The following is a 24759-nucleotide window of genomic DNA, read 5'->3' on the forward strand; positions in this document are numbered from 1 at the left end:
GCGGTGGATCAGCCGAGGTGCTTCAGGAGGCGCTCGTACAGGACGACGTACTTCTCCGCCTGCGCCTCCCAGCTCCACTGGTCGAGCATGCCGGGCTCGTCGTAGGCGGCGGTGTAGCGGTCCCGGTCGTTGAGGACCATGCCGACGGCGCGGGCCAGGTCCTTGCTGTCCTCGGAGCGGAAGACCTCGCCGTTGCCGACCCGGGTGACCTCGTCGGACATGGCCTTGACGTCGCTGACGACCACGGGGAGCCGCGCCTGCATGAACTCGAAGAACTTCGTGCTCAGTGCGACCTCGTGGTTGACCGGGCCCTTGCGCAGCGGGTGGATGCCGACGTCCGCGGTGGACAGGAACCGCACCAGCACGTCGTACGGGACGTACGGCATGAGGTGGATCCGGTCCGCGACCCCCAGCTCGGCGGCGAGCGCCCGCAGGGAGTTGACGTAGTCGCCGTCCAGGTTGTTGATCATGAACGCGGCGTGCACGTCGGGCGTGTGCTGGAGCGACTCCACGATGGTGTGCAGGCACCGCTGGGGTGCCGCCCCGCCGCAGTAGACCACCAGGGGAACGTCCGGGGCCAGGCCGCACGCCTCGCGGACGTCCCGCGCGCCCTCGGCCGTGGTCCAGTCCGCCCGCTCGCCCTCCTCGCCCGGCACCAGCTTGGGCGGCGCGTTGAGCGTCACCTCCGGCCGCTCGGCCAGGCCGTGCTCGGTCTCCAGCATCTCCGCGAGGGCGGGGGAGACCGTCACGATCGCGTCCACGAACCCGATGTGCTCGCGCTCGTAGGCGACCTGCGAGGCCAGCCACTTCCGCGACCGCTTGGCCTGGGCCAGACCGGGCACGAACTCGTGCGCGTCGTAGATCACCTTGACGTCACGGCCGGACTGCCGGGCCCGGACCGCCGCGCGGGCGGCGACACCGATCATCCGGAAGTCGTGGGCGTGGATCAGGTCGGGCTTGAGCTTCTCGATCTTCTCCCGGTAGCTGAGCTCGTAACGGAGCGGCAGCGGGTCCAGGCGCCGCCAGGCACGGTCGCCCATGGCGGTGCTCCAGAAGCGGCGCTCCACCTCCTCCCAGGCCCCGTCCTGGTCGCCCCAGCTGCCCGTGCGCGCCGTCGTCTGACGGGCCCGGACCTTGATCGTGGTGCGGCGGAGCTTCCCGGCGGCGCGCTGCGCGAGCATGGGCAGCTGCTTGGTCTGCGGCTCCTTGGAAATACCGGTGCGGGCACCGGAGGCCACCTTGTTCATCTCCAGCTCAGCCCAGATCACCTTGATGCTCTGGGTCTTGAGTATGGCCCGGTCCTGCGTCGGGTAGGACAGCGGGTAACGGAGCCGGGACAGCCGCCGCCGCAGCGTCTTGCGCGGGGGCAGCCGACGCAGCGTCAGCCGGTGGATCCGCGCGTCGCCGATCTTGTACTTGTCGGGGCCGGACGCGGGCGCCCGACCGATGAGGTGGACCTCCCAGCCCGCCTCGGCCATGGCCCGGGCGCTCTTCTGAACGCGCGAATCACCGTCGATGGTGTTGTCGACGAGCATCACGACTCGTCCGGGTCGTCTCTCCTGCATGGTTTCCTTTTTCTCTGTAAGTGGGCGTTCAGCCACCGATGACCACGCGGCGTACGCCCGCCCACTTCGCCGGGTCCGTGGTGCGGCGGCCGTCGACCAGGACGCGGACGTCCGGCAGGTCGGCGGCGGAGAGCTCGCGGTACTCGGCGTGGTCGGCCTGGAGGATCGCCGCGGTGACGGCCTGGCCCTCGTGCGGGACGAGGCCGTGGGCGGTCAGCTCCTCGGCGGTGTACATCGGGTCCGAGACGAACGGCACCGCGCCGCGCGCCCTGAGCGCCTCGACGGTGCCGAAGACACCGGAGAACGCGGTCTCCTTCACACCGCCGCGGTAGGCGGCACCCAGCACCAGGACCCCGACCCCGTCCAGGTCGCCGTAGGCGGCGGCCAGCAGGTCAACGGCGTACGCGGGCATCGCGGCGTTGGCCTCGCGGGCCGAGCGCACGACGGTCGCCTCGGGGTCGTTCCACAGGTACATCCGCGGGTAGATCGGGATGCAGTGGCCGCCGACGGCGATGCCGGGCTGGTGGATGTGGCTGTAGGGCTGGCTGTTGCAGGCCTCGATGACCTTCTTGACGTCGATGCCGTTCTTGTCGGCGAACCGGGCGAACTGGTTGGCCAGCCCGATGTTGACGTCCCGGTAGGTGGTCTCGGCGAGCTTGGCCAGCTCGGAGGCCTCCGCCGTGCCGAGGTCCCAGACGCCGTTGGGGCGGGGCAGGTCCTCGCGCTCGTCGAAGTCGAGCACGGCCTCGTAGAAGGCGACACCGCGCGCGGACGACGCCTCGTCGATGCCGCCGACGAGCTTGGGGTAGCGGCGCAGGTCGGCGAAGACCCGGCCGGTGAGCACCCGCTCCGGGGAGAAGACCAGGTGGAAGTCCTCGCCCGGGGTCAGGCCGGAGCCCTCGGCCAGCATCGGCGCCCAGCGGTCCCGGGTGGTGCCGACGGGCAGCGTGGTCTCGTAGCTGACCAGGGTGCCGGGCTTCAGGCCCGCCGCGATGGCCTTGGTGGCGGAGTCCATCCAGCCGAAGTCCGGGGTGCCCTCGGCGTCCACGAAGAGCGGGACGACGACCACGACGGCGTCGGACGCGGCGACCGCGGCGGTGGTGTCCGTCGTGGCGGAGAGCAGACCGGCGGCGACCGTCTCCTTGAGCTTGACGTCGAGGTCGTGCTCGCCGGGGAACGGCTCCGTGGCCGCGTTGACGAGCTCGACGACCTTCTCGTTGACGTCCGCGCCGATGACCTTGTGGCCCTTGGCGGCGAACTGCACGGCGAGCGGAAGTCCGATCTTGCCGAGCGCGACTACACAGATGTTCATCGGGGTTACTTCCTCTTCGACCTGGAAAGCGTTCGGCGCAGCCGTGCGCCCACGCCGGGCTTGGGTTCCCACAGGGGGGCCGTGGTGATCACGAGCCGCCCCTTCGTGTTCGGGCTCGCGGCGACCCGGTGGGGTGTGGTCCTCCCCCACCGGCGGGCCAGCGGCATCGGCAGCCCTTCGGTGCGGACCGGGATCTCGTACGTGGAGCCCGCGACGTCGACGTAGACGCGGACGCCGCGCTTGGCCCGGGCGGCCTGGACCGGGACACGGGCGTCCAGCAGGGTGCCGGTGCCGTCCTCGGCGGGCTGGGCGGTGAACGTGCCGAGCGCCTTCGGGCGCAGGGCGGCCTTGGGCAGCTTGCGGGCGCCGGGCTTGTCGGCGGTGTTCGGCATGGCGCCCTGGGCGAGGGCGACGAAGGCCGACGAGGTGTCACCGGCGACACCCAGGCGCAGCTTCAGGGCGAGCGTGAGCTGCTCCCCGTCCTGCTCCCACTGCGCCGACTCCAGCTTCGTACCGGCCGCGAGCCTGCCCGCCACCGTCTCGTGCGCCTCGTACCACCGCTCGTCGAGGCCGACTCCGGCCTCCCGGAAGCCCGGGTAGAGCGCGAAGGCACGGTTCCCCTCCAGCAGGAAGGGCGGCGCTCCGTGCTCGGCCTCGTCCTCGATGGCCCGGGTGAGCTCGTCGACGGCACCGCGCTGGGCGAGGCCGAACCGCACCCGGCGCTTGACCCCCGTACCGTCGCGCAGCGCGTCGGTGAAGTACGTGTCCACCAGCGCGCCGACGCCCTCGCACACCTGGCGCCGGGTGTCGGCGCCGAGGGCGGCGAAGTCCTTCTTCAGGAGCTTGGAGAGCTCCCAGTCGAAGTGCCGCTTGAGCACCGCGTCGCGCCGGGGCCCGGCCGGGACGAGCCCCGCCGTGTGGTCCATGATGCGCGCGGTGCAGCGCAGCCGGTCCAGGTGGTCCGCCCGGTAGGTGATGTTGCTCGCGTCGCCGCGCTTGACCGCGTAGTAGTACGTGTAGTCGGAGAGCACGGAGATCTTCCGGGCCCGGACGCACGCCTCGATGGTGAACGGCTGGTCGCTGCCGACGGGCAGGTCCTCGGGGAACCGCAGCCCGTGCTTCTCCACCAGTTCACGGCGGAAGAGCTTGGTGTTGGCGAGCGTGTAGGGCAGCTCCGAGTCGTAGAGGCTGATGTCGGCCCGCTCGCCGGTGTACAGCTTCTGGTGGACGTAGCGCCCGTTGGTGCCGACCATCTTGCCGATGACCACGTCGGACTCGTTGGCGTCCGCGCACGCGACCATGCGCTCCAGGGCTTCGTCGCCGAGGTAGTCGTCCGAGCCGATGAAGTACACGAAACGGCCGGTGGCCAGCTCCAGGGCCCGGTTGCTGGGCGCGGCGGGGCCACCGGAGTTCTCCTGGTGGATCACCGTGACCGTGCCGGGGTAGCGCTCGGCGAACCGGTCCAGCTCCCGGCCGCTGTCGTCGGTGGACCCGTCGTCCACGGCGATGACCTGGAGCCGTTCCGTACCGATGCTCTGTCCCACGAGTGAATTCAGGCACTCGGTGAGATACGGCATGGTGTTGTAGACGGCAACGACGACGGTGACATCGGGTTCGGTCAATTGGCCACCCCCTGAAGCGGTTCGTCCGCGGTCCTGAGCGACACCGAGAGGCCGGTCCTCGCCGACTCGATGACCGCGGCGGCCACCTCCACCGTACGAAGCCCCTGGCGCAAGGTGCAGATATCGGCAGGCTTGCCCTGTACAGCGTCACGGAAGAGCTCGTGCTCGACAAGCAGCGGCTCGCGCTTCGGGATCGCATAACGGATCATGTCGCCCTCGGATACCCCGCGGAAGGCGCGCAACGCCTCCCATTCGGTGGTGACCGCGGCGTTGGAGTGAAATGTGAGGTCGGCGGTGAGGGTGTCGGCGATGAAGCAGCCGCGCTCGCCGGTGACCGAGGTGAATCGTTCCTTGAGCGGGCTCAGCCAGTTGACGAGGTGGTTGACCATCGTGCCGTCGGAGAGCTGGCCGACGGCGGAGACCATGTCCTCGTGCGGGCGGCCGGACTTGGAGACGGTGCGCGCGGCGATCGACGTGTACGTCTGGCCGGTGACCCAGCCCGTCAGGTCGATGTCGTGCGTGGCGAGGTCCTTGACCACGCCGACGTCCGCGATCCGGTGCGGGAAGGGCCCCTGACGGCGGGTGACGACCTGGTAGACATCGCCCAGCTCGCCGGCCTCCAGGCGGCTGCGCAGCGAGAGCAGGGCGGGGTTGCAGCGCTCGATGTGGCCGACGCCCGCGACCAGACCGCGGGTCTCGAACGCCTCGACGAGGCGGCGGGCGCCCTCGACGGTGTCCGCGAGCGGCTTCTCGATCAGGGCGCAGACACCGGCGTCGGCGAGCTGGAGGCCGACCTCCTCGTGCAGGCCGGTGGGACAGGCGACGACGGCGTAGTCGACGCCCCGGGCGATGAGCTCCTCGACGGTGGAGAGCACCGGGGCGCCCTGTGCCCAGCCGTTCCTGTCGCCCATCGGGTCGACGACGCCGACCAGCTCGACGCCCTCCAGGCTCGCGAGGATGCGGGCGTGGTGGCGGCCCATGGAGCCGAGGCCGATGAGCCCGGCCTTCAGTACGGCGCTCACAGGTTCTCCCCCAGCGCGTTCACGGCGGTGACGATCCGCTCCAGGTCGTTTCGGCTGAGCGAGGGGTGCACGGGGAGCGAGACGACCTCGGCCGCGGCCTTCTCGGTCTCGGGCAGCTCCCAGGTGCGGCCCGCCTTCTGGTCCGGCTCCCAGTAGGGCTTGAGCCGGTGGATCGGCGTCGGGTAGTAGACCGCGTTGCCGACGCCCGCCTCGGTGAGCTTGGCCATCGCGGCGTCCCGGTCGCCCCGGACGCGCACGGTGTACTGGTGGTAGATGTGGCGCGCGCCCTCGGCGACCGGCGGGGTGGTGACGCTCGGAGCGGTGATGTGGGCGTCGAGGTAGGCGGCGTTGGCACGGCGCTGCTCGGTCCAGCCCTCGACCTTGGCGAGCTGGACCCGGCCGACGGCCGCGTTGACGTCCGTCATCCGCATGTTGGCGCCGACGATCTCGTTGGCGTACCGCTGCTCCATGCCCTGGTTGCGCAGGAGGCGCAGCGTACGGGCGAGCTCGGCGTCGCCCGTGGAGACCATGCCGCCCTCCAGGGAGTGCATGTTCTTGGTCGGGTAGAAGCTGAAGGTGCCGCCCGCGCCGAACGCGCCGACCGGGGTGCCGTTCAGCGCCGCCGTGTGGGCCTGGCAGGCGTCCTCGACCACAGCGAGCCCGTGCTTCTGGGCGATCGGCATGATCTTGTCCATCGCCGCGGGGTGGCCGTAGAGGTGGACCGGCATGATCGCGGCGGTGCGCGGGGTGATCGCGGCCTCGACGGCCGCCGGGTCCAGACCGAAGCTGCCCGGCTCGATGTCGGCGAAGACCACGTCGGCGCCGACCAGGCGGACCGCGTTGGCGGAGGCCGCGAAGGAGAACGAGGGGACAATCACCTCGTCGCCGGGGCCGATCCCCAGCGCGAGGAGCAGCAGCTGGAGGGCCGAGGTGCCCGAGTTGACGGCGACGCAGTGCCGGCCGTCGACCAGGCGCGAGAAGCCCTCCTCGAAGGCCGCGACCTCGGGCCCCTGCACGACCCGGCCGCTGCGCAGTACGCGTACGGCGGCCTCGATCTCGTCTTCCCCGATGACCGGACGGGCAGCAGGAATCGGCTGCTCGTTGATGCTCGTCATGGACGTCCTCCTTGAACACCGCAAGAGCTCGTTACAGGGCAGAGCTCTGGGGTGCGGGACGTCTTACGAGGCCGCGCGTAACCCCACCGGCGCGATGCCGACGCCCTGCCGAGGAAACTGGTCCCCGGCTTGTCTGACTCACCGGGCCGGTCACCGGTTGTAGTTTCTGTGAAGAATCCTCACAGTCCAGCGACCGCCGTCACATTATCAGGGATTTCTCATCCCATTTCGGGCCCGTTAACCGGTGCTTGCATCAGTTCAGAAACAAAGACCGTGGCCCGCCCCGAAAGTATCGGGGCGGGCCACGGAAAATGAACAACCGATTACGGATTCGTCAGTTGCCCGACGAGTCCCCCTCTACGGAAGACGCCGAAGCGGTTACGGAAGGCGACGACTGCTCGGCGGCGACGGTCTTCTTCGTCGCCTTCTTGGCGGCCGTCTTGGCCGTCGTCTTCGCGGTCGTCTTCTTCGCGGCGGTCTTCTTGGCGGCCGTCTTCTTGGCCACCGCCTTCTTCGCCGGAGCCTTCTTGGCGGCGGCCTTGCGGGCCGTCTTCTTCGCCGGAGCCGCTTCGGACGCTTCGGCCGCTTCGCCGGACGCACCGGCCTCGGGGGCCGCCGCCTCCGCCTGCGGGGCCTCCGCCTGCGGGGCATCGGCCTCCGAGGCCTTCGTCTCGGGGGCCGACTCGACCACGACGACCGCCGCGTCCTGCGCACCCGTGGGCGAGCCCGCCGGAGCGGTGACCTTACGGGTCACCCGGCGCCGGGCACGCGGCGGAGCGGCCTCCTCGGGGGCCTCCGCCTCGGGCGTCTCGGGCATCTCCTGTACGGGAGCGGCCTCGGCGGCCGGTGCCTCTGCGGGCGCCTCGACGACCGGGTCCTCGACGGCGACCGGTTCCTCGACGGCAACCGGTTCCGTGGCGGGCTCGGCCTGCTTCGGCGAACCCGCCGGAGCGGACGCCTTACGGGTGGCGCGACGGCGCGTACGGCCCTGGGGCGCGGCCTCGGGGACCTCGGCGGCTTCCTGGGCCACCGGCTGGGCGACCTCCTGCGCGACCGGAACCTCCGGAGCCTGCGGCTCGGGCGTGTCGGAGACCGGCTCCGCCTCGGCGACCGGAGCGGGCGCCTGGGCCACCGGAGCCTCGGACTTCGGCGCACCGGCCGGGGCCGACGCCTTGCGGGACGCCCTGCGGCGGCCCCGGCGGCCGGCGGCCGCCTCGGCCTCGGCCGGGCTGCTGTAGAACTCCTCGTCGGCGGCGACCGGCTCCAGATCGGCCAGGGCGACCGGGGCGGCGACCTCGGCGGCCAGCTCGGCCTCCGTCTCGGCCGGCTCGGCAGCGGCGTGGTCGTCGTGGCCGTGGTCCTGCTCGTGACCGTGCTCGTGCTCCTGGCCCGCACCACCGCGGCGCTTCCTGGACTTCTTGCCACCGCCGCCGCCACCGACGGACGTCGGCTGCTCCATGTGGACGATCACACCGCGCCCGTTGCAGTGGACGCAGGTCTCGGAGAAGGACTCCAGCAGCCCCTGGCCCACCCGCTTGCGGGTCATCTGGACCAGGCCCAGCGAGGTGACCTCGGCCACCTGGTGCTTGGTGCGGTCGCGGCCCAGGCACTCCAGGAGGCGGCGCAGGACGAGGTCCCGGTTGGACTCCAGCACCATGTCGATGAAGTCGACGACGACGATGCCGCCGAGGTCGCGCAGCCGCAGCTGGCGCACGATCTCCTCGGCCGCCTCCAGGTTGTTCCTGGTGACGGTCTCCTCCAGGTTGCCGCCCTGGCCGGTGAACTTGCCGGTGTTGACGTCGACGACGACCATCGCCTCGGTCTTGTCGATCACCAGCGAACCGCCGCTGGGCAGGTAGACCTTGCGGTCCAGCGCCTTCATCAGCTGCTCGTCGATGCGGTACGTCGCGAAGACGTCCACCTCGGAGGTCCAGCGGGAGAGCCGCTCGGTGAGGTCGGGCGCCACGTGCGAGACGTACCCGTGGATGGTCTCCCACGCGTCGTCACCGCTGACGATGACCTTGGAGAAGTCCTCGTTGAAGATGTCGCGGACGACCCGGACGGTCATGTCCGGCTCGCCGTAGAGCAGCGTCGGCGCGTTGGAGCCGCTGGTGCCCTTCGCCTTCTTCTGGATCTCCTCCCACTGCCCCTGGAGCCGCTCGACGTCACGGCGCAGCTCGTCCTCGCTGGCGCCCTCGGCGGCGGTGCGCACGATGACGCCCGCGTCCTCGGGGACGATCTTCTTCAGGATCGTCTTGAGGCGGGAGCGCTCGGTGTCGGGCAGCTTGCGGCTGATCCCGGTCATCGAGCCCTCGGGCACATAGACCAGGTAGCGGCCGGGCAGCGAGACCTGGCTGGTGAGGCGGGCGCCCTTGTGGCCGATCGGGTCCTTGGTCACCTGGACCAGGACCGACTGGCCGGACTTGAGCGCGGTCTCGATGCGGCGCGGTCCGTGGGCCATGCCGAGCGCCTCGAAGTTGACCTCACCGGCGTACAGGACGGCGTTGCGGCCCTTGCCGATGTCGACGAAGGCGGCCTCCATGGAGGGCAGGACGTTCTGCACCTTGCCCAGGTAGACGTTGCCGACGTAGCTGGTGGCCTGCTCCTTGTTGACGTAGTGCTCGACGAGCACGTTGTCCTCAAGGACGCCGATCTGGGTGCGCTCGCCGCTCTGGCGGACGACCATCACCCGCTCGACGGCCTCGCGGCGGGCCAGGAACTCCGCCTCGGTGATGATCGGGACGCGGCGGCGGCCCTGCTCGCGGCCCTCGCGGCGGCGCTGCTTCTTGGCCTCCATACGGGTCGAGCCCTTGATGGACTGGACCTCGTCGAAACCGGTGCCCGGCTCGCGCTCCTCCTTCTTGCGGGGCTCGCGGACCTTGACGACCGTACGCTCCGGGTCGTCCGTGCCGTTGTCGGCCTCGGCCGCGCCCTCACCGCTGCGACGACGACGGCGGCGGCGACGCCTGCTGCTGCTCGAACCGGAGGCGGCGGAGTCGTGGTCGTCCTCCTCCTCGTCGTCGGCTTCCTGGACCTGGGCCGGTGCCTGGTCGTCCTCGGCGCGGGACGGCGCGGGCGCCTCGTCGGCGTGCTGCTGCTCGGCCTCGTCCGTGTCACTGGCCTCGCCGCGACGGCGACGGCGGCCACCGCGACGACGACGGCGCGAGGGGCGGTCGCCGTACTCGTCGGTCTCCTCGCCCTCGTGCTCGTCCGCCTCGGCCTCGGGGGCGTCCTCGGCGCTCTGCTCGGCGGGCGCCTCCACCGGGGCGGCGGGTGCGGCGGCCTGCTCGGCCTCGGCGGCCTCACCACGGCGGCGGCGACGGCGGCGCGAGCCGCCCTGCGGCGCGGCCTCGGCGGGTGCGGGGGTCTGCTCGGCCTCGGCGGTCTGCTGCTCCTCGGCCTCCTCGACCTCGTCGTACGGGGAGGAGGAACCGGCCGCGGCAGCGGCGGCGGCCGCCGTCTCGGGGGTCTGGAACATCGGCTCGGCGAAGACCGGGGCCTGGAACACGGCGACGGCGGGGCGCGTGGCGCGGCGGCCCTTGCGGGTCGGCTCCTCGGTCTTGGCGGTGAACTCGGGGCGGCCCGCGGCGGCGGTGGCCCGGCGGCGCTGGCGTCCGCGCGGAGCGGCCTCCTCGACCTCCTCCACCTCGGCGGCGAGCTCCTCGGCCACGGCGGCGGGCAGGCTCTCGCCGGTCTCGACGGGCTCCTCCACAGGGGCGGCCTCGGTGACCTGCGGGGCACCGGCAGGGGCGGAGGCCTTACGGGAGGCACGGCGGCGGCTGCGCGGCGCCGGGGCCTCCTCGGCGGGCTCGACGGCCTCAGAAGAAGGCTCCGCGGCGGGCGCGGGCTCGTTCACGGCTTCCGAGGCGGCGGCCTGCGGGGCTCCGGCCGGGGCGGAGGCACGGCGGCGGGTACGGCCACGGGGCGCGTCGGCGGCGGGCGCGGGGGCTTCGGCGGCGTCGGGGATCTCGACCTTGACGACCGTCTCGTCGGGATCGGCGGACGCGACCGGCTCGACGATCACAGCGGCCTCGGCGGCCTGCGGCGCACCGGCGGGCGCGGTCGCCTTGCGGGAGGCACGGCGGCGGCGCGGGGCCGGGGGCTCGGGGGCGGCCTCGGGCTCGACGGCCTCGGCCACCAGCTCCTCGTCCTCCTCCTCTGCCTCCACCAGCGGCTCGACCGGCTCGGCCGGGGTCTCCACGACCTCGGCGGCCTGCGGGGCACCGGCCGGAGCCGTCGCCTTGCGGACCGCGCGGCGGCGGGTGCGGGGGGCCGGGGCTTCCTCGGCGGAGGCTTCCTCGACGACAGGCGCCGGAGCGGCTGCCTCGGCGACCACCTCGGCGGTCTCCGGAGCGCCTGCGGGCGCGGTCGCCTTGCGCACGGCGCGGCGGCGCGTACGGGCGGGCGGAGCGGTCTCGGGGGCCGTCTCCTCGGGCGCGGCGGCCGGGGTCTCCACGACGACGGCTTCGGTAGCGGCTTCGGCGGCGGGGGTCGCGGCGGCGCCGGGCGGGCCCGCCGGGCGGGAAGCGGCGCGGCGCCTGCGGCGCGGCGGCAGCTTGTCGCCGGGGGTGTTCTCGTTGTTCTCGTTGATCCCGTGGGAAACGGGTTCGTTCGGCTGAGGCATGCGGGCGGTTCTCCCGTCGTGCTCCCGGGCGCCGCGTCTGTTTCCGGTCCGGCACGGTCCGCAGTGGTGCGATACCGCTCGTCCGGGGCGCGGGCGCCGCACGGGAGCTGATGTCTGGCTCGCCGGTTCCGTACGCGGTGTTGCGGACGGCCTGGCGAAAGTCTTATGGGTCAGTGCGCGGCCCGACCCAGGTGGCTCCCGGGTCGGAGGGCTGCGCTACAACGACCGCCTTACGCGGAACCTGCACCTTCCGGCGCCGTCGCGACGGCTGCTGCGACCGCGGGATGTGCGGTCGGGGCGGCCTCGCGGTCGGGCGCGAGCGGGTCGGTCACCGTGCCGGACTCCTCGTCGAAGAGCCCCTGCGCCAGCCGGGTCACCGCTGCGGGGACCGGCGGCGCCAGGTCGGCCACAGCGCGGAGACCGGACAGGACGTCGTCGGGTCGCACGGCAGGTGTCACGTGCCGAACAACCAGCCGCAGTATCGCACAGGGCCTGTCCCCCGGCCTATCAGCCGGTGGATCAAGGGCCTCCAGGTCGGCGACGGCGGCACGGGCGTCGAAGGTCCGGATGCCGTTCTTCGCCTTGCGCTGGACCTCGACGGTCTCGGCCGCGTTGAAGGCGGTCACGGCCGCGCGGAGCTCGTCCGGCTCGACCCCGTCCAGCCGGAGCTCCCAGACGGAGGCAGTGAGCCGGTCGGCGAGGCCCGAGGTGCGGGCCTCCACCGCGTCGATGATGTCGAGACCGTCCGGCAGCGAGCTGTCGAGCAGCTCGCGCAGCAGGTCGGGGTCGCGCGCCTCGGTGAGGGCGATCTCCAGGAACTCGGCCTCGCTGCCCGTGCCGGTGGGGGCGGCATTGGCGTAGGAGACCTTGGGGTGCGGGGTGAAACCCGCCGAGTACGCCATCGGCACCTCGGAGCGGCGCAGTGCCCGCTCGAAGGCCCGCTGGAAGTCGCGGTGACTGGTGAACCGGAGGCGGCCGCGCTTGGTGTAGCGCAAACGGATGCGCTGCACTGCCGGTGCGGGCGGCGGGCCTTCGGGCTGTCGCTTGCCCAGTGGTTCTTCTCCTCGGTGCGGGGCGGGCGCGGTGGAGCGCCGCCCACGAAATACGGGGTGGTCCCCGGGGTGCCGCTCCGGCTCACCCCTGCTTGGCGAGTTTCTCGCCCGGCAGGGAGGTCTCGGACGCCTGCGCCGCGCTGGGGACAGTCGTTGTACTACCCAGAGTACGCGCAGGCACCCCCGGCGGTTCCCCGGACCGCGCCCCGCCCTTCCCGCCGCCCAGTGCGCGCCAGGCGTCGCGGCGGGCCTGCCGCACGGTTTCCCGGGCGGTGGCGAGGGCCGAGCGGGCGGCCCGGCCCGCCTCGGCGGCGGCGCGCCGGGCGGGGGCCCACAGGGCGTCCCGGACGACGTGGCCGACCGGGACGCACACCGTGCGGTAGACCCACGCCGCCGGTACGCCGATCAGGTGCCGGAACAGCCAGGCGATGCCCCGGCCCACCGCCCGCGAGAGGTATCCGGTGATCCGCCAGGCCACCTCGGCGGCCGCCGCGATCTCCCGGCCGACCGGGGCGAGGACGGCCCCGTACAGCCACACCAGCGGCACGACCACCCCGTACCGCACCACCGGGACGAGGACGTACCGCCACAGGCCCACCACCGGCCGGACGAGCAGCGTGGTGAGGAGCCAGGCCAGCCCGGTCCCCAGGCCGCGTGCCGCCGGGACCAGGACGGCGGTGCCGATCCACCGCAGGCCGTGGCCGAGCGGGGTGAGGGCGTTCGCGTACAGCCACACCGCCGGTGCCGCGATGCCGTGGCGGGCCACCGGGACCACCCCGTACCGCCACAGTCCGGCCCACGCCCGTACGAGGACGGCGGTGGCGAGCCAGGCGGCGCCCCGGGCCAGCGGGGTGAGGACCCACGTGTACAGCCACCTCAAGGGGATCAGCACCAGGGTGGCGATCAGCCACCCCAGCGCCCAGCCGATACCGCCGAACAGCCGCTCCAGGCCGCGCCCCAGCGCGCCGACCAAGGCTTCGAGCGCCCGCCGGGCCGGGGGCAGTACGGTCCGGTCGACGGCGTACCAGCCCGCGACCAGCAGGTCCCAGACCATGCGGACCGGCAGGACCACGACCAGCACGACGATGCGCACCGGAATCCTGATCAGCCGGGTCAGGGCCGACTCGCCCGCGTACCGGTCCAGTGGCTGGTTCTCGCTGTCGTCCATGCCCTCACATGACGCGCAGGCCCGGTCCGTGGTTGCCGGACCGGGCCTGCGGAGCGTCAGGGGCGCGCTACTTGTTCACCACGCTCAACGGAAGCAGCTTCTTGCCGGTCGGGCCGATCTGGATGTCCAGGTCGAGCTGCGGGCAGACACCGCAGTCGAAGCAGGGGGTCCAGCGGCAGTCCTCGACCTCGGTCTCGTCGAGCGCGTCCTGCCAGTCCTCCCAGAGCCAGTCCTTGTCCAGGCCGGAGTCGAGGTGGTCCCAGGGCAGGACTTCTTCGTAGGTGCGCTCGCGGGTGGTGTACCAGTCGACGTCGACCCCGAACTCGGGCAGCGTCTTCTCGGCGCAGTTCATCCAGAGGTCGTAACTGAAGTGCTCGCGCCAGCCGTCGAAGCGGCCGCCGGACTCGTAGACCGCGCGGATGACGGAGCCGACGCGCCGGTCGCCGCGCGAGAGCAGGCCCTCGACGATGCCGGGCTTGCCGTCGTGGTAGCGGAAGCCGATGGAGCGGCCGTACTTCTTGTCGCCGCGGATCTTGTCCCGGAGCTTCTTCAGCCGGGCGTCGGTGTCCTCGGCGGAGAGCTGCGGGGCCCACTGGAAGGGGGTGTGCGGCTTGGGCACGAAGCCGCCGATGGAGACGGTGCAGCGGATGTCGTTCTGGCCGGAGACCTCGCGGCCCTTGGCGATGACGTTGACCGCCATGTCACCGATCTGGAGGACGTCCTCGTCGGTCTCGGTGGGCAGGCCGCACATGAAGTACAGCTTCACCTGACGCCAGCCGTTGCCGTACGCGGTGGCCACCGTCCGGATCAGGTCCTCCTCCGAGACCATCTTGTTGATGACCTTGCGCATCCGCTCGGAGCCGCCCTCGGGGGCGAAGGTGAGACCCGAGCGACGGCCGTTGCGGGTCAGCTCGTTGGCCAGGTCCACGTTGAACGCGTCGACGCGGGTGGAGGGCAGCGAGAGGCCCACCTTGTCGTCGGTGTAGCGGTCGGCGAGGCCCTTGGCGATGTCGCCGATCTCGCTGTGGTCCGCGGAGGAGAGGGAGAGCAGGCCGACCTCTTCGAAGCCGGTCGCCTTGAGCCCCTTGTCGACCATTTCGCCGATGCCGGTGATGCTTCGCTCCCGCACGGGGCGCGTGATCATGCCGGCCTGGCAGAAACGGCAGCCGCGGGTACAGCCGCGGAAGATCTCCACGGACATCCGCTCGTGCACGGTCTCCGCGAGCGGGACGAGGGGCTGCTTGGGGTAGGGCCACTCGTCGAGGTCCATGACGGTGTGCTTGGAGACGCGCCACGGCACCCCGGACCGGTTGGGCACGACCCGGCCGATGCGGCCGTCGGGCAGGTACTCCACGTCGTAGAAGCGCGGGACGTAGACGCCACCGGTCTTCGAGAGCCGGAAGAGCACCTCGTCACGGCCGCCGGGGCGGCCCTCGGCCTTCCAGGCGCGGACGATCTCGGTGATCTCCAGGACGGCCTGCTCGCCGTCGCCGATGACCGCGCAGTCGATGAACTCCGCGATCGGCTCGGGGTTGAAGGCCGCGTGGCCGCCCGCGAGGACGATCGGGTGGTCCACCGTGCGGTCCCTGGCCTCCAGCGGGATGCCCGCCAGGTCCAGGGCGGTGAGCATGTTGGTGTAGCCGAGCTCGGTGGAGAAGCTGAGCCCGAAGACGTCGAAGGCGCCGACGGGGCGGTGGCTGTCCACGGTGAACTGCGGCACGTTGTGCTCGCGCATCAGCTCTTCGAGGTCCGGCCAGACGCTGTACGTGCGCTCCGCGAGGACGCCCTCGCGCTCGTTCAGTACCTCGTAGAGGATCATGACGCCCTGGTTGGGCAGCCCGACCTCGTAGGCATCCGGGTACATCAGGGTCCAGCGGACGTCGCAGCTGTCCCAGTCCTTGACGGTGGAGTTCAGCTCACCGCCGACGTACTGGATGGGCTTCTGCACATGCGGGAGCAGAGCTTCGAGCTGTGGGAAGACCGATGCGGCAGACATCTCGCGAACCTTCGTGAGCCGGCAGGGGTGACCATCCAGCGTACCGCGCGTCTCAGTGGTTCAGATCCGCCCGCAGTACGGGATCGGCGGCCCGCTCCCACACCTCGGGCAGCTCGCGCTCCCGGGCGTCGGCGGCCGCCTCCTCCTGTCCGTACAGAAGTCCCCAGGTGAACGTGGTCTCCCCGGCCGCGTGGGACTGGATCGCGAGGGTGCGCAGGGCTTCGCGGGCCACCACGCTGTCCTGGTGGTCGCCGAGGACGGTCTGCACGGCCTTCACTCGCTTGGCGAACCGTTTGGCGGGTTTGCCCAGGGCGGGGCGGGCGGCCTCGGCCGCGTACCGGGCGCGCTTGGCGGACTTGCGGGCCTCGTGCATCGCCTCGTCCCGCTCCGGGCCCGGCGGCTGCTCCAGGGCGTGGTCCATGCGGCGCGCGAGCTTCTTGTAGTCCTTGAGCACCGCACTGGGCAGGGCCTTTTCGGGGGCGCGGGAGGCGGCGGGGCGCAGCGGCGGGTCGGCGCTGAGCGCGTCCAGGGTGTCCAGGAGGGCGAGGTAGCGCTTCCCGTCCAGTACGGCGACGATCCTGCGGCGCGATCCGGTGCGGCGCGCGGCCGACCAGATCTTCAGCCGCCCGCGCACCGGGCCGAGGACCAGCGTGCCCGGCAGCGCCTCGATCCGGGCGGTCAGCCGGTCGTCCAGGACCTCCTGGTCACGGTCGACACCCAGTTCACCGGCGAGCCACTTCAGCTCGGCGCCGACGGGGTCGGTGACCTCCCGGTCCAGGATCTTCCGGTACGTCTTGAAGGCGCTGCGGAGCCGACGGGTCGCCACACGCATCTTGTGCACGGAGTCGGGCAGGTCGCGGCGGACGGCGGGGTCGAGGTCGACGATGGTGCGGATCTGCTTGCGTACGTAGGTGAGGACGTGGTCCCCGGCGGTGTGCGGGGCTTCCTTCTCCCGCCCCTTCCCCTCACGTACGGGAGTGGTCTCCGCCAGCGCCCTGGCCAGCTTCGACGAGGACTCCGAGGGGCGCACCCCGGCCTTGCGCAGCCGCTTCTCGACCGCGTCCAGGAAGGCGGGGTCGCCGTCGTCGGCGAGCTCGACCTCGATCTCGGTCCAGGTGGCGGTGGTGCCGGTCCCCTTCCCCGCCAGCCGTTCGGCGCGGACCGTGTCGACGCTGACCTCGGCGAGGAGGGTGCCGTCGGGGGCCGTCAGGTGCTGGACGTCACGGGAGGAGAGCAGCCGGACGACGGGGGCGGGCTCGTCGTGGCGGAGGCGGGAGCGGAGGAGGGCGGCGAAGGAGCGCGGCAGGGTGTCGGCGAGCGGTTCGTGGAGCTCGTCGCGGATGCCGGTGGCGACGGGGAACTTCAGGTGCCAGCCCTCGTCGGCCCCGCCGGTCCGGCGGCGCAGGGTGAGGGAGTCGGCGGCGAGGCGGAGGCCTGCGGTGTCGTAGTAGACGGCGTCCAGCTCGGTGACGCCCCGGGGGACGGCCCGGTCCACCCCGGCCACCCGGCTCAGGTCGGGCAGCCGGGTGGCGTCGGTGGCCTCGTACTTCCGCTCGATCTCGCGTTTGGTGTCCGCCATGTACGGACACCTACCCGCGTGCGCCGGTTTCAGGCGGACATCGGCCGCTGCACCCGGATCGACTGGAGCAGTCCGATCGCCACCCAGACGGCGAACATCGAGGACCCTCCGTAGGAGACGAAGGGCAGTGGCAGACCGGCCACGGGCATGATGCCGAGCGTCATGCCGATATTCTCGAAGGACTGGAAGGCGAACCAGGCGATGATCCCGGCGGCGACGATCGTGCCGTACAGCTCGGTCGTCTCGCGGGCGATCCGGCAGGCGCGCCACAGGACGACGCCGAGCAGGAGGATGATCAGCCCGGCGCCGAGGAAGCCCAGCTCCTCCCCGGCGACGGTGAAGACGAAGTCGGTCTGCTGCTCGGGGACGAACTGGCCGGTGGTCTGGGTGCCCTGGAAGAGCCCGGTGCCGGTGAGTCCGCCGGAGCCGATCGCGATGCGGGCCTGGTTGGTGTTGTAGCCGACGCCCGCCGGGTCGAGCGCCGGGTTGGCGAAGGCGGCGAAGCGGGCGATCTGGTAGTCGTCGAGCAGATTGAGCTGCCAGACCGATACGGCTCCGGCGGTGCCCGCGCCCAGCAGGCCGAAGACCCAGCGGTTGGAGGCGCCTGAGGCCAGCAGGACACCGAGGACGATGACGACCATCACCATCACCGAGCCGAGGTCCGGCATCAGCATGACGACGGCCATGGGGATGGCCGCGATGCCCAGCGCCTTGGCGACGGCCCGGTGGTCGGGGTGGAGCTGGTCGCCCGCGTCGACCCGGGAGGCGAGGATCATCGCCATGCCGAGGATGATGGTGATCTTCGTGAACTCGGAGGGCTGGATCGAGAACCCGGCCGGGAGCTTGATCCACGCGTGGGCGCCGTTGACGGTGGTGCCGAGCGGGGTGAGGACGGCGAGGACCAGCGCCACCGAGACGGCGTAGAGGACCGGGACGGCCCCGCGCAGAGTGCGGTGGCCGAGCCAGATCGTGCCGATCATCAGGGCGATGCCGATGCCGGTGTTCAGGACGTGCCGGAAGAGGAAGAAGTACGGGTCGCCCTGGGTGAGGTGGTCGCGGTTGCGGGTCGCGGACCAGACGAGCAGCGAACCGAGCAGGGAGAGCGCGAGCGCGGCCCCGAGCAGCGGCCAGTCCAGCCGCCGTACGAGGGAGTCACGGGCGGTCAGCTTGGCCCAGGAGCCCTCGTCGGGGCCGTACCCGGAGACGGAGAAGCCACCTGCCATCAGGGCCGCCTCCCGAACGCGGGTGAGCCGGTGAGCCCGGGCTGGCCCGCGGGCTGCGGCAGCAGTTCCTCGGACTCCGTCGCCGGGGCCTCCGGCTCCGCCGACCGGGGCTTGTACGGCTTGATCTTCGGGGCGTGGATCGAGCCGTCGGGCTGGATCTTGGGCAGCTTCTTCTGGGGCTCGGGCAGCAGGGCCTTCTTCACATCCTGGTTGCCCTGGGCGTCGAGGCCGTAGAGCGCGTCGTAGATCTTGCGGACGGCGGGCCCGGAGGCGCCGGAGCCGGTGCCGCCCTGGGAGATCGTCATGACGATCGTGTAGTCGTCGGTGTAGGTGGCGAGCCACGAGGTGGTCTGCTTGCCGTAGACCTGGGCGGTGCCGGTCTTGGCGCGCATCGGGATCTTGTCCTGGGGCCAGCCGCCGAACCGCCAGGCCGCCGTGCCGCCGGGCTCGACCACGGCGCGCAGGCCCTTGTCGAGGTCCTTGACGGTCTTGGCGTCGACGGGCAGCTTGCCCTGGGCCCTGGGCTTGATCTCCTGGACCGTCTTGCCGTCGGGGCTGACCACGGCCTTGCCGACCGTGGGCGCGTGGAGGGTGCCGCCGTTGCTGATGGCGGCGTAGGCGGAGGCCATCTGGATGGGGGTGACGAGGACGTCACCCTGGCCGATGGAGTAGTTGATGCTGTCGTACGCCTTGAGCTGGTTGCCTTCGAGGCAGTTCTCGTAGGAGATCTGCTGCACGTAGGTGCCGCCCTTCTTGCCCTCCTTGCACCAGGCGTCCTTGTTCGCCTTCCAGAAGTTCTGCTTCCACTCCCGGTCGGGGATGCGGCCCTTGACCTCGTTCGGCAGGTCGATCCCGGTCTCGGAGCCGAGGCCGAAGTCCCGGGCGGTCGTGTAGAACCAGTTCTTGGCGTCCTTCTTCGGCTTTATGCCGCCGTCCCGCGACCACTCCTGGTGGCCGAGCCGGTAGAAGACGGTGTTGCAGGAGTACTTGAGCGCGTCGCCGAGGGTGATGGGGCCGTGCCCCTGGGACTCGAAGTTCGCGAAGGTCTGGCTGCCGAGGCTGTAGGAGCTGCTGCAGTCGTAGCGGCCGTCGAAGGGGTAGCCCGCCCGCACGGCGGCGCTCGCCGAGACGATCTTGAAGATGGAGCCGGCCGGTGCCTGGCCCTGGATGCCCCGGTTGAGCAGCGGGTAGTTGGACTTCTCGCTGGTGAGCTTGGCGTACTGCTTGCCGGAGATGCCGCCGACCCAGTCGTTGGGGTCGTAGTCGGGCTGGGAGGCCATCGAGACGATGCGGCCCGTCCGGGACTCCATGACGACGACGGCACCGGAGTCGGCCTCGTACGGGCGGCCGGTGATCTTGTCGGTGATCTTCCGGGCCTCCTTGATGGCGTCGGCCAGCTCGTACTCGGCCACCGCCTGGACCCGGGCGTCGAGGCTGGTGATCAGGTTGGAGCCGGGCACCGCGGGGTCGTTCTCCGCCTCACCCATGACACGGCCGAGGTTGTCGACCTCGTACCGGGTGACGCCCGCCTTGCCGCGCAGCTCCTTGTCGTACGTCCGCTCAAGGCCCGAGCGGCCGACCTGGTCGGAGCGCAGATAGGGCGAGGGGCCGTCCAGCGCCTTCTTGATCTCGTCGTCGGTGACGGGCGAGAGGTAGCCGAGGACCTGCGCGGTCTTCGCCTTGCCGGGTGCGGCATAGCGGCGTACGGCGGTGGGTTCGGCGGTGATGCCGGGGAAGTCCTCGGCGCGCTCGCGGATCTGGAGGGCCTGCTGGGTGGTGGCCTCGTCGGTGACCGGGATCGGCTGGTAGGGCGAGCCGTTCCAGCAGGGCTGGGGGGTCTTGGCGTCGCAGAGGCGGACCTTGTCCCGGACCTCCTCGGGCTTCATGTCCAGGACGTCGGCGAGCCGGGTGAGGACACCGACGCCGTCGTCCTTCATCTTCAGCAGCTCGGTGCGGCTCGCGGAGACGACGAGCCGGGTCTCGTTGTCGGCGAGCGGGACGCCGCGGGCGTCGAGGATCGAGCCGCGCACGGCGGGCTGGACGACCTGCTGGACGCCGTTGCCCGCGGCTTCGGCGGTGTACTCGTCGCCGTTGCGGATCTGGAGGTACCAGAGGCGGCCGCCGAGGGTGAGCAGCAGGGAGAAGACGAGGACCTGGATGACGATGAGCCGGATCTGGACCCGCTGGGTGCGCCCGGTCTCGGGGATGTTGCTCACGGGGTGCCCCCGGTGGTGGTACGGCTGGGGGTACGGGGGTCGTCCCCCGGGAAATACGGCCTCACGGGGTGCCCCCGGTGGTGGCTTCCGTCGCGTACGGCTTCACAGGCGCTTGACCCCCTTGATGCGGCCCGCGCGGGCGGCGCGGTTGCGGGCGGCCTTGACGCGCAGGCCGCCGCGCTGGTTGCCGATCCGCAGGCCGGTGCCGGAGGAGAGCCAGCCCGCGGCGACGTCGTTCCCGCCGCCGGCCGCCTCGGAGACCGGGTCGTTCTCGGTGCGTCTGGCCAGCGCCATGATCAGCGGCACGGTGAAGGGGGCCAGCAGCAGGTCGTAGACGGCGGCGGTGAACAGCAGGCTGCCCAGGCCCACATGGCGGGCGGCCGTGTCGCCGACGAGGGCGCCGACGCCCGCGTACATCAGGGTCGAGCCGATCGCGGCGGCGACCACCACGGCCATCGGCGCGAAGGCCGACTTGAGCTGCCCGTTCTCCGGCCGGGCCAGGCCCGCGAGGTAGCCGATGACGCAGAGCACCAGGGCGTAACGCCCGGCGGCGTGGTCGGCGGGGGGTGCGAGGTCCGCGAGGAGGCCCGCGCCGAAGCCGATGAGCGCGCCGCTGACGTGCCCGTACACGAAGGCGAGTCCGAGGACGGTGAGGAGCAGCAGGTCGGGAACGGCGCCGGGGAGCTGGAGGCGGGCGAGGACGGAGACCTGGACGACGAGGGCGACGACGACCAGGACGGTGGAGAGCAGAGTCCGGTTCAGGCGCATGGGGATCAGCTCTACTCCTGGTCGTTTGCCGCGTTGTCGGGTTGCTGGTTGCCGGGCTGCTGAGCGTTGCCCTGGGCATTGCCCTGCTGATCGCCTGCCGCGTCACCGGCCGCCGTGCCGTCGCCCTGGTTCTCGTTGACGTTGCCGACGACCTTGCCCGAGCCGTCGACGAGGTCGCCGTTGGGCTGGACGGTGACGGTGACCGTGGGGGTCGGCTTCGGCTTCGTCTTGGCGGGCTGCTTCGGCAGGACCGCGTCACGGGGGTCGGAGCGCGGGGCCTGGACGACGACGCCGACGATGTCGAGCTTGGTGAACCCGACGTACGGCTTCACATGGACCGTCCGGGTCAGCGCGCCGCCCGCCGGGTCGACGCGGACGACCTCGCCGACCGGGACGCCGGGCACGAAGGGCTTGTCCTTGCTGGAGCCGAAGGTGACGAGCCGGTCGCCCGCCTTCACCTTGGCCTTGCCGTTGAGGAACTGGACCGAGAGCGGCCGCGAGCCCTGGCCGGTGGCGAAGCCGAGCTCGTCGGTCTTCTCCATCCGGGTGCCGACGGTGAAGTCGGGGTCGCTGGCCAGCAGGACCGTCGAGGTGCTGGGGCCGACGGTGGTGACCCGGCCGACCAGCCCCTCCCCGTTGAGGACGGTCATGTCACGGCGGATGCCGTCGTTGGACCCGGCGTCGATGGTGATCGTCCAGGAGAAGCCCTGGGCCGCTCCTATGGCGATGACCTGGGCGCCCTTGATGGCGTATTGCCCGGCGCCCGCGTTCTTCAGCATGGCGTCGAGCTGGCGGACGCGGCTGTTGTTGCGGTCGTCGCTGCCGAGCCTGGCCTTCAGCGCGGCGTTCTCCTGCTCCAGGGCGGCGATCCGGTCGTGCCGTTTGCCGGAGTCCCGTACCGCCCCTATGGCGTTGCCCACCGGGTCGACCGCTGCCGCGACGCCGTTCTCCACCGGTCCGAAGACCGTGGCCGCGGCATGCCGTGCGCCGTCGACCGGTGAGCCTTCGCCGCCTCGGATATCCACCGTGATCAGGGCGAATGCGATGGCGATCAGCAGCACCAGGAGCAGCCGGCTCTCTCGTGTGTCCCTCACGTGCGGCGGCCGTGCCTTCCTCGTCGGAATGTTCGTGCCTGTGTGTCCGTGTCCGTACGGCCGGGCGGTGCGGCCGCACCCGTACAACACGATCTATATCAACGATCCGACGGGCGGACCCGCAGGTTCCGCCCGTCGGATCATCGCGTTCCTACCGTCGGGGCTGGGCGTCCAGCACCTGCTGGAGCGCCTCGAACTCCTCGACGCACTTGCCGGAGCCGAGCGCCACGGAGTCCAGCGGGTCCTCGGCGATGTGGATCGGCATGCCCGTCTCGCGGCGCAGCCGCTCGTCCAGACCGCGCAGCAGCGCGCCGCCGCCGGTGAGGACGATGCCCCGGTCCATGATGTCGCCGGAGAGCTCGGGCGGGCACTTGTCCAGCGTCGTCTTCACGGCGTCGACGATCGCGTTGACCGGCTCTTCGATGGCCTTGCGGACCTCGGCGGCCGAGATGACGACCGTCTTGGGCAGCCCGGAGACCAGGTCGCGGCCGCGGATCTCGGTGTGCTCGTCCTTGTCCATGTCGTACGCGGAACCGATCGTGATCTTGATCTGTTCGGCGGTCCGCTCACCGAGGAGGAGCGAGTACTCCTTCTTGATGTGCTGGATGATCGCGTTGTCCAGCTCGTCACCGGCGGTCCGGATCGACTGGGCGGTGACGATCCCGCCGAGCGAGATCACCGCGACCTCGGTGGTGCCGCCGCCGATGTCGACGACCATGTTGCCGGTGGCCTCGTGGACCGGCAGGCCGGAGCCGATGGCCGCGGCCATGGGCTCCTCGATGATGTGCACCTGACGCGCGCCGGCCTGCGTCGACGCCTCGATGACGGCGCGGCGCTCGACCCCGGTGATACCGGAGGGCACGCAGACGACGACCCGGGGGCGGGCCAGGTAGCGGCGCTTGTGGATCTTGAGGATGAAGTAGCGGAGCATCCGCTCCGTGATCTCGAAGTCGGCGATCACGCCGTCCTTCAGGGGGCGTACGGCAACGATGTTGCCCGGTGTCCGCCCGATCATCTTCTTGGCCTCGGAGCCGACCGCCAGAATGCCGCCGGTGTTGGTGTTGATGGCCACGACGGACGGCTCGTTCAGGACGATGCCGCGCCCCCTGACGTACACCAGCGTGTTGGCAGTCCCGAGGTCGATAGCCATGTCACGGCCGATGAACGACATTGAGTTCCCCTTGTTCCCCATGAGGATGCGTCGGGCCTTCCCAAGAAGCGATGATGGCTCGTTCTGGTAGGCGAGGTGGGCGCTGCGGGCGCGGAAGCTTCATCGTAGTGCCGTATGCACGGACACAGCGCGAGGGTCCTTCGCCGGTGTGAGCGGAACGGGTACCCGTTCTACCCATGGTGACGTTACGTCGGAGGGATGCGTTCCCGCGATCCCGAACCCTATGCCGAGGGGCGACCGAATTACTTCGGTCGCCCCTTCCAGGCAGCGCTGTTTGGCCGATCGGGTCAGGAAAGTCCCGGAAAGAAGAGCTTCAGTTCTCGCTCTGCGGACTCCTGCGAGTCCGAGGCGTGGATGAGGTTCTCCCGGGTGATCGTGCCGAAGTCACCGCGGATGGACCCGGGCGCGGCGGCGATCGGGTCGGTGGGACCGGCCAGGGCACGGACGCCCTCGATGACCCGCTCGCCTTCGGCCACCAGGGCGACGACCGGGCCGGAGGCCATGAACTCCATGAGCGGCTCGTAGAACGGGCGGCCCTTGTGCTCGCCGTAGTGCTGCTCCAGCGTGTCGTGGTCCAGGGTGCGCAGCTCCAGCGCGGTGATCCGCCAGTCCGCCTTGCGCTCGATGCGGCCGACGATCTCGCCGATCAGTCCGCGGCGGACCGCGTCGGGCTTGAGCAGGACGAGGGTGCGCTGAGTCATGTGCGGCTCCTTGCAGACTTACGGGTGCGGTGAGGGCGAGATTACAGGGGTACGGAAGCGGGTCTGCGCCCGGGTTCACCCAGAGTCACCCCCGGGCCCGGCCGCCGGTGGCCGGGTGCCCCGGCCCCGGTGCCCCGGGTCCCACCCGGTCCGCCGGGCCCGCCGTCAGGCCGTGGCCTCGCCGGCCTCCTGCCGGCCCTGCTGGTCCGCCCAGCGGGCCTTGGCCTCGTCGACCTTGCGGCCGTAGTGCACGGAGGCCCACCACAGTCCGCCGAAGACCAGGCCGAGGATGAACATCATCGGGACCACGAAGCCGCTGAGGACCAGCGCGGCCTGGAGCGCCCAGCCGAGCTGGATGCCGCCGGGCCGGGTGATCATCCCGCAGAGCAGCAGGGAGAGCGCCATGCCGATCCCGCAGACGGTCCAGACCGCGGCCATGGAGACGTCGTCCAGCTTCATCGCGACGAGTCCGGCGAAGCCGATGACGAAGAACTCACCGAGCAGTGTCGAGGCGCAGAGCGTACGCATCCG

Annotated in this window: 17 protein-coding genes; all 17 read right to left on the reverse strand. The window is 71.4% G+C overall.

The window, feature by feature from the left end; genetic code table 11:
- Positions 1–8 precede the first annotated feature (8 nt).
- The gene (locus ACFW9Z_RS02425; RefSeq protein WP_384633052.1) at positions 9–1565 is read right to left on the reverse strand and encodes a glycosyltransferase family 4 protein; all 1557 of its coding nucleotides are present in this window, start codon (positions 1563–1565) and stop codon (positions 9–11) included.
- 28 nt (positions 1566–1593) lie between these two features.
- Complete coding sequence (locus tag ACFW9Z_RS02430; protein WP_384633055.1) at positions 1594–2877, reverse strand: nucleotide sugar dehydrogenase; 1284 nt, start codon at positions 2875–2877, stop codon at positions 1594–1596.
- Between the two features lie 5 nt (positions 2878–2882).
- Positions 2883–4499 (reverse strand): glycosyltransferase family 2 protein, encoded by a 1617-nt coding sequence (locus ACFW9Z_RS02435; protein ID WP_384633058.1) that lies wholly within the window; start codon positions 4497–4499, stop codon positions 2883–2885.
- Complete coding sequence (locus tag ACFW9Z_RS02440; RefSeq protein WP_384633061.1) at positions 4496–5521, reverse strand: Gfo/Idh/MocA family protein; 1026 nt, start codon at positions 5519–5521, stop codon at positions 4496–4498. Before ACFW9Z_RS02440 ends, ACFW9Z_RS02435 begins: the two co-directional genes overlap by 4 nt.
- Positions 5518–6636, reverse strand: a complete 1119-nt coding sequence (locus tag ACFW9Z_RS02445; RefSeq protein WP_384633064.1) for a DegT/DnrJ/EryC1/StrS family aminotransferase — start codon at positions 6634–6636, stop codon at positions 5518–5520. The genes ACFW9Z_RS02440 and ACFW9Z_RS02445 overlap by 4 nt, the downstream gene beginning before the upstream one ends.
- A 334-nt stretch (positions 6637–6970) precedes the next feature.
- Positions 6971–11260 carry an Rne/Rng family ribonuclease gene (locus ACFW9Z_RS02450; protein WP_384633067.1) on the reverse strand — a complete coding sequence of 1430 codons (4290 nt, stop codon included), beginning with the start codon at positions 11258–11260 and terminating at the stop codon, positions 6971–6973.
- Between the two features lie 230 nt (positions 11261–11490).
- Complete coding sequence (locus tag ACFW9Z_RS02455) at positions 11491–12270, reverse strand: TIGR03936 family radical SAM-associated protein (RefSeq protein WP_384633070.1); 780 nt, start codon at positions 12268–12270, stop codon at positions 11491–11493.
- Between the two features lie 124 nt (positions 12271–12394).
- Positions 12395–13480 (reverse strand): hypothetical protein, encoded by a 1086-nt coding sequence (locus ACFW9Z_RS02460; protein ID WP_384633073.1) that lies wholly within the window; start codon positions 13478–13480, stop codon positions 12395–12397.
- A 67-nt stretch (positions 13481–13547) separates the two neighbouring features.
- On the reverse strand, positions 13548–15476 hold the full coding sequence (locus ACFW9Z_RS02465) for a TIGR03960 family B12-binding radical SAM protein (protein WP_384633076.1): 1929 nt from the start codon (positions 15474–15476) through the stop codon (positions 13548–13550).
- Positions 15477–15528: 52 nt separating this feature from the next.
- Positions 15529–17055 carry a CHAD domain-containing protein gene (locus ACFW9Z_RS02470; protein WP_384633079.1) on the reverse strand — a complete coding sequence of 509 codons (1527 nt, stop codon included), beginning with the start codon at positions 17053–17055 and terminating at the stop codon, positions 15529–15531.
- A 29-nt stretch (positions 17056–17084) separates the two neighbouring features.
- Entirely contained in the window at positions 17085–18278 is a 1194-nt protein-coding gene (gene rodA / locus ACFW9Z_RS02475; protein ID WP_384633082.1) for a rod shape-determining protein RodA, read from the reverse strand.
- Positions 18278–20494: a penicillin-binding protein 2 gene (gene mrdA / locus ACFW9Z_RS02480; protein WP_384633085.1), complete on the reverse strand. Its 2217-nt coding sequence runs from the start codon at positions 20492–20494 to the stop codon at positions 18278–18280. Before mrdA ends, rodA begins: the two co-directional genes overlap by 1 nt.
- 102 nt (positions 20495–20596) lie before the next feature.
- Complete coding sequence (gene mreD, locus ACFW9Z_RS02485) at positions 20597–21262, reverse strand: rod shape-determining protein MreD (protein ID WP_384633088.1); 666 nt, start codon at positions 21260–21262, stop codon at positions 20597–20599.
- 11 nt (positions 21263–21273) lie between these two features.
- Positions 21274–22356, reverse strand: coding sequence for a rod shape-determining protein MreC (gene mreC, locus ACFW9Z_RS02490; RefSeq protein WP_384633091.1), 1083 nt, complete (start codon positions 22354–22356; stop codon positions 21274–21276).
- Between the two features lie 151 nt (positions 22357–22507).
- A complete protein-coding gene (locus ACFW9Z_RS02495) occupies positions 22508–23527 on the reverse strand; it encodes a rod shape-determining protein (RefSeq protein ID WP_093687258.1) in 1020 nt (339 codons plus the stop codon).
- Between the two features lie 287 nt (positions 23528–23814).
- Positions 23815–24228: a nucleoside-diphosphate kinase gene (gene ndk / locus ACFW9Z_RS02500; protein ID WP_084746083.1), complete on the reverse strand. Its 414-nt coding sequence runs from the start codon at positions 24226–24228 to the stop codon at positions 23815–23817.
- 165 nt (positions 24229–24393) lie between these two features.
- A complete protein-coding gene (locus tag ACFW9Z_RS02505; RefSeq protein WP_384633095.1) occupies positions 24394–24756 on the reverse strand; it encodes a DUF4233 domain-containing protein in 363 nt (120 codons plus the stop codon).
- Positions 24757–24759: the final 3 nt, after the last annotated feature.

The sequence above is a fragment of the Streptomyces sp. NPDC059452 genome, from assembly GCF_042750035.1.
Taxonomy (GTDB): domain Bacteria; phylum Actinomycetota; class Actinomycetes; order Streptomycetales; family Streptomycetaceae; genus Streptomyces.

Excerpts from the sequence above, each read along its gene's own strand:
- ACFW9Z_RS02495 (WP_093687258.1), bottom strand. The coding sequence starts at position 23,527 with ATGTCGTTCATCGGCCGTGACATGGCTATCGACCTCGGGACTGCCAAC.
- mreD (WP_384633088.1), bottom strand. The coding sequence starts at position 21,262 with ATGCGCCTGAACCGGACTCTGCTCTCCACCGTCCTGGTCGTCGTCGCC.
- ACFW9Z_RS02465 (WP_384633076.1), bottom strand. The coding sequence starts at position 15,476 with ATGTCTGCCGCATCGGTCTTCCCACAGCTCGAAGCTCTGCTCCCGCAT.
- ACFW9Z_RS02425 (WP_384633052.1), bottom strand. The coding sequence starts at position 1,565 with ATGCAGGAGAGACGACCCGGACGAGTCGTGATGCTCGTCGACAACACC.
- ACFW9Z_RS02430 (WP_384633055.1), bottom strand. The coding sequence starts at position 2,877 with ATGAACATCTGTGTAGTCGCGCTCGGCAAGATCGGACTTCCGCTCGCC.
- ACFW9Z_RS02460 (WP_384633073.1), bottom strand. The coding sequence starts at position 13,480 with ATGGACGACAGCGAGAACCAGCCACTGGACCGGTACGCGGGCGAGTCG.
- ACFW9Z_RS02450 (WP_384633067.1), bottom strand. The coding sequence starts at position 11,260 with ATGCCTCAGCCGAACGAACCCGTTTCCCACGGGATCAACGAGAACAAC.
- ACFW9Z_RS02445 (WP_384633064.1), bottom strand. The coding sequence starts at position 6,636 with ATGACGAGCATCAACGAGCAGCCGATTCCTGCTGCCCGTCCGGTCATC.
- ACFW9Z_RS02505 (WP_384633095.1), bottom strand. The coding sequence starts at position 24,756 with ATGCGTACGCTCTGCGCCTCGACACTGCTCGGTGAGTTCTTCGTCATC.
- rodA (WP_384633082.1), bottom strand. The coding sequence starts at position 18,278 with ATGGCAGGTGGCTTCTCCGTCTCCGGGTACGGCCCCGACGAGGGCTCC.
- ndk (WP_084746083.1), bottom strand. The coding sequence starts at position 24,228 with ATGACTCAGCGCACCCTCGTCCTGCTCAAGCCCGACGCGGTCCGCCGC.
- ACFW9Z_RS02470 (WP_384633079.1), bottom strand. The coding sequence starts at position 17,055 with ATGGCGGACACCAAACGCGAGATCGAGCGGAAGTACGAGGCCACCGAC.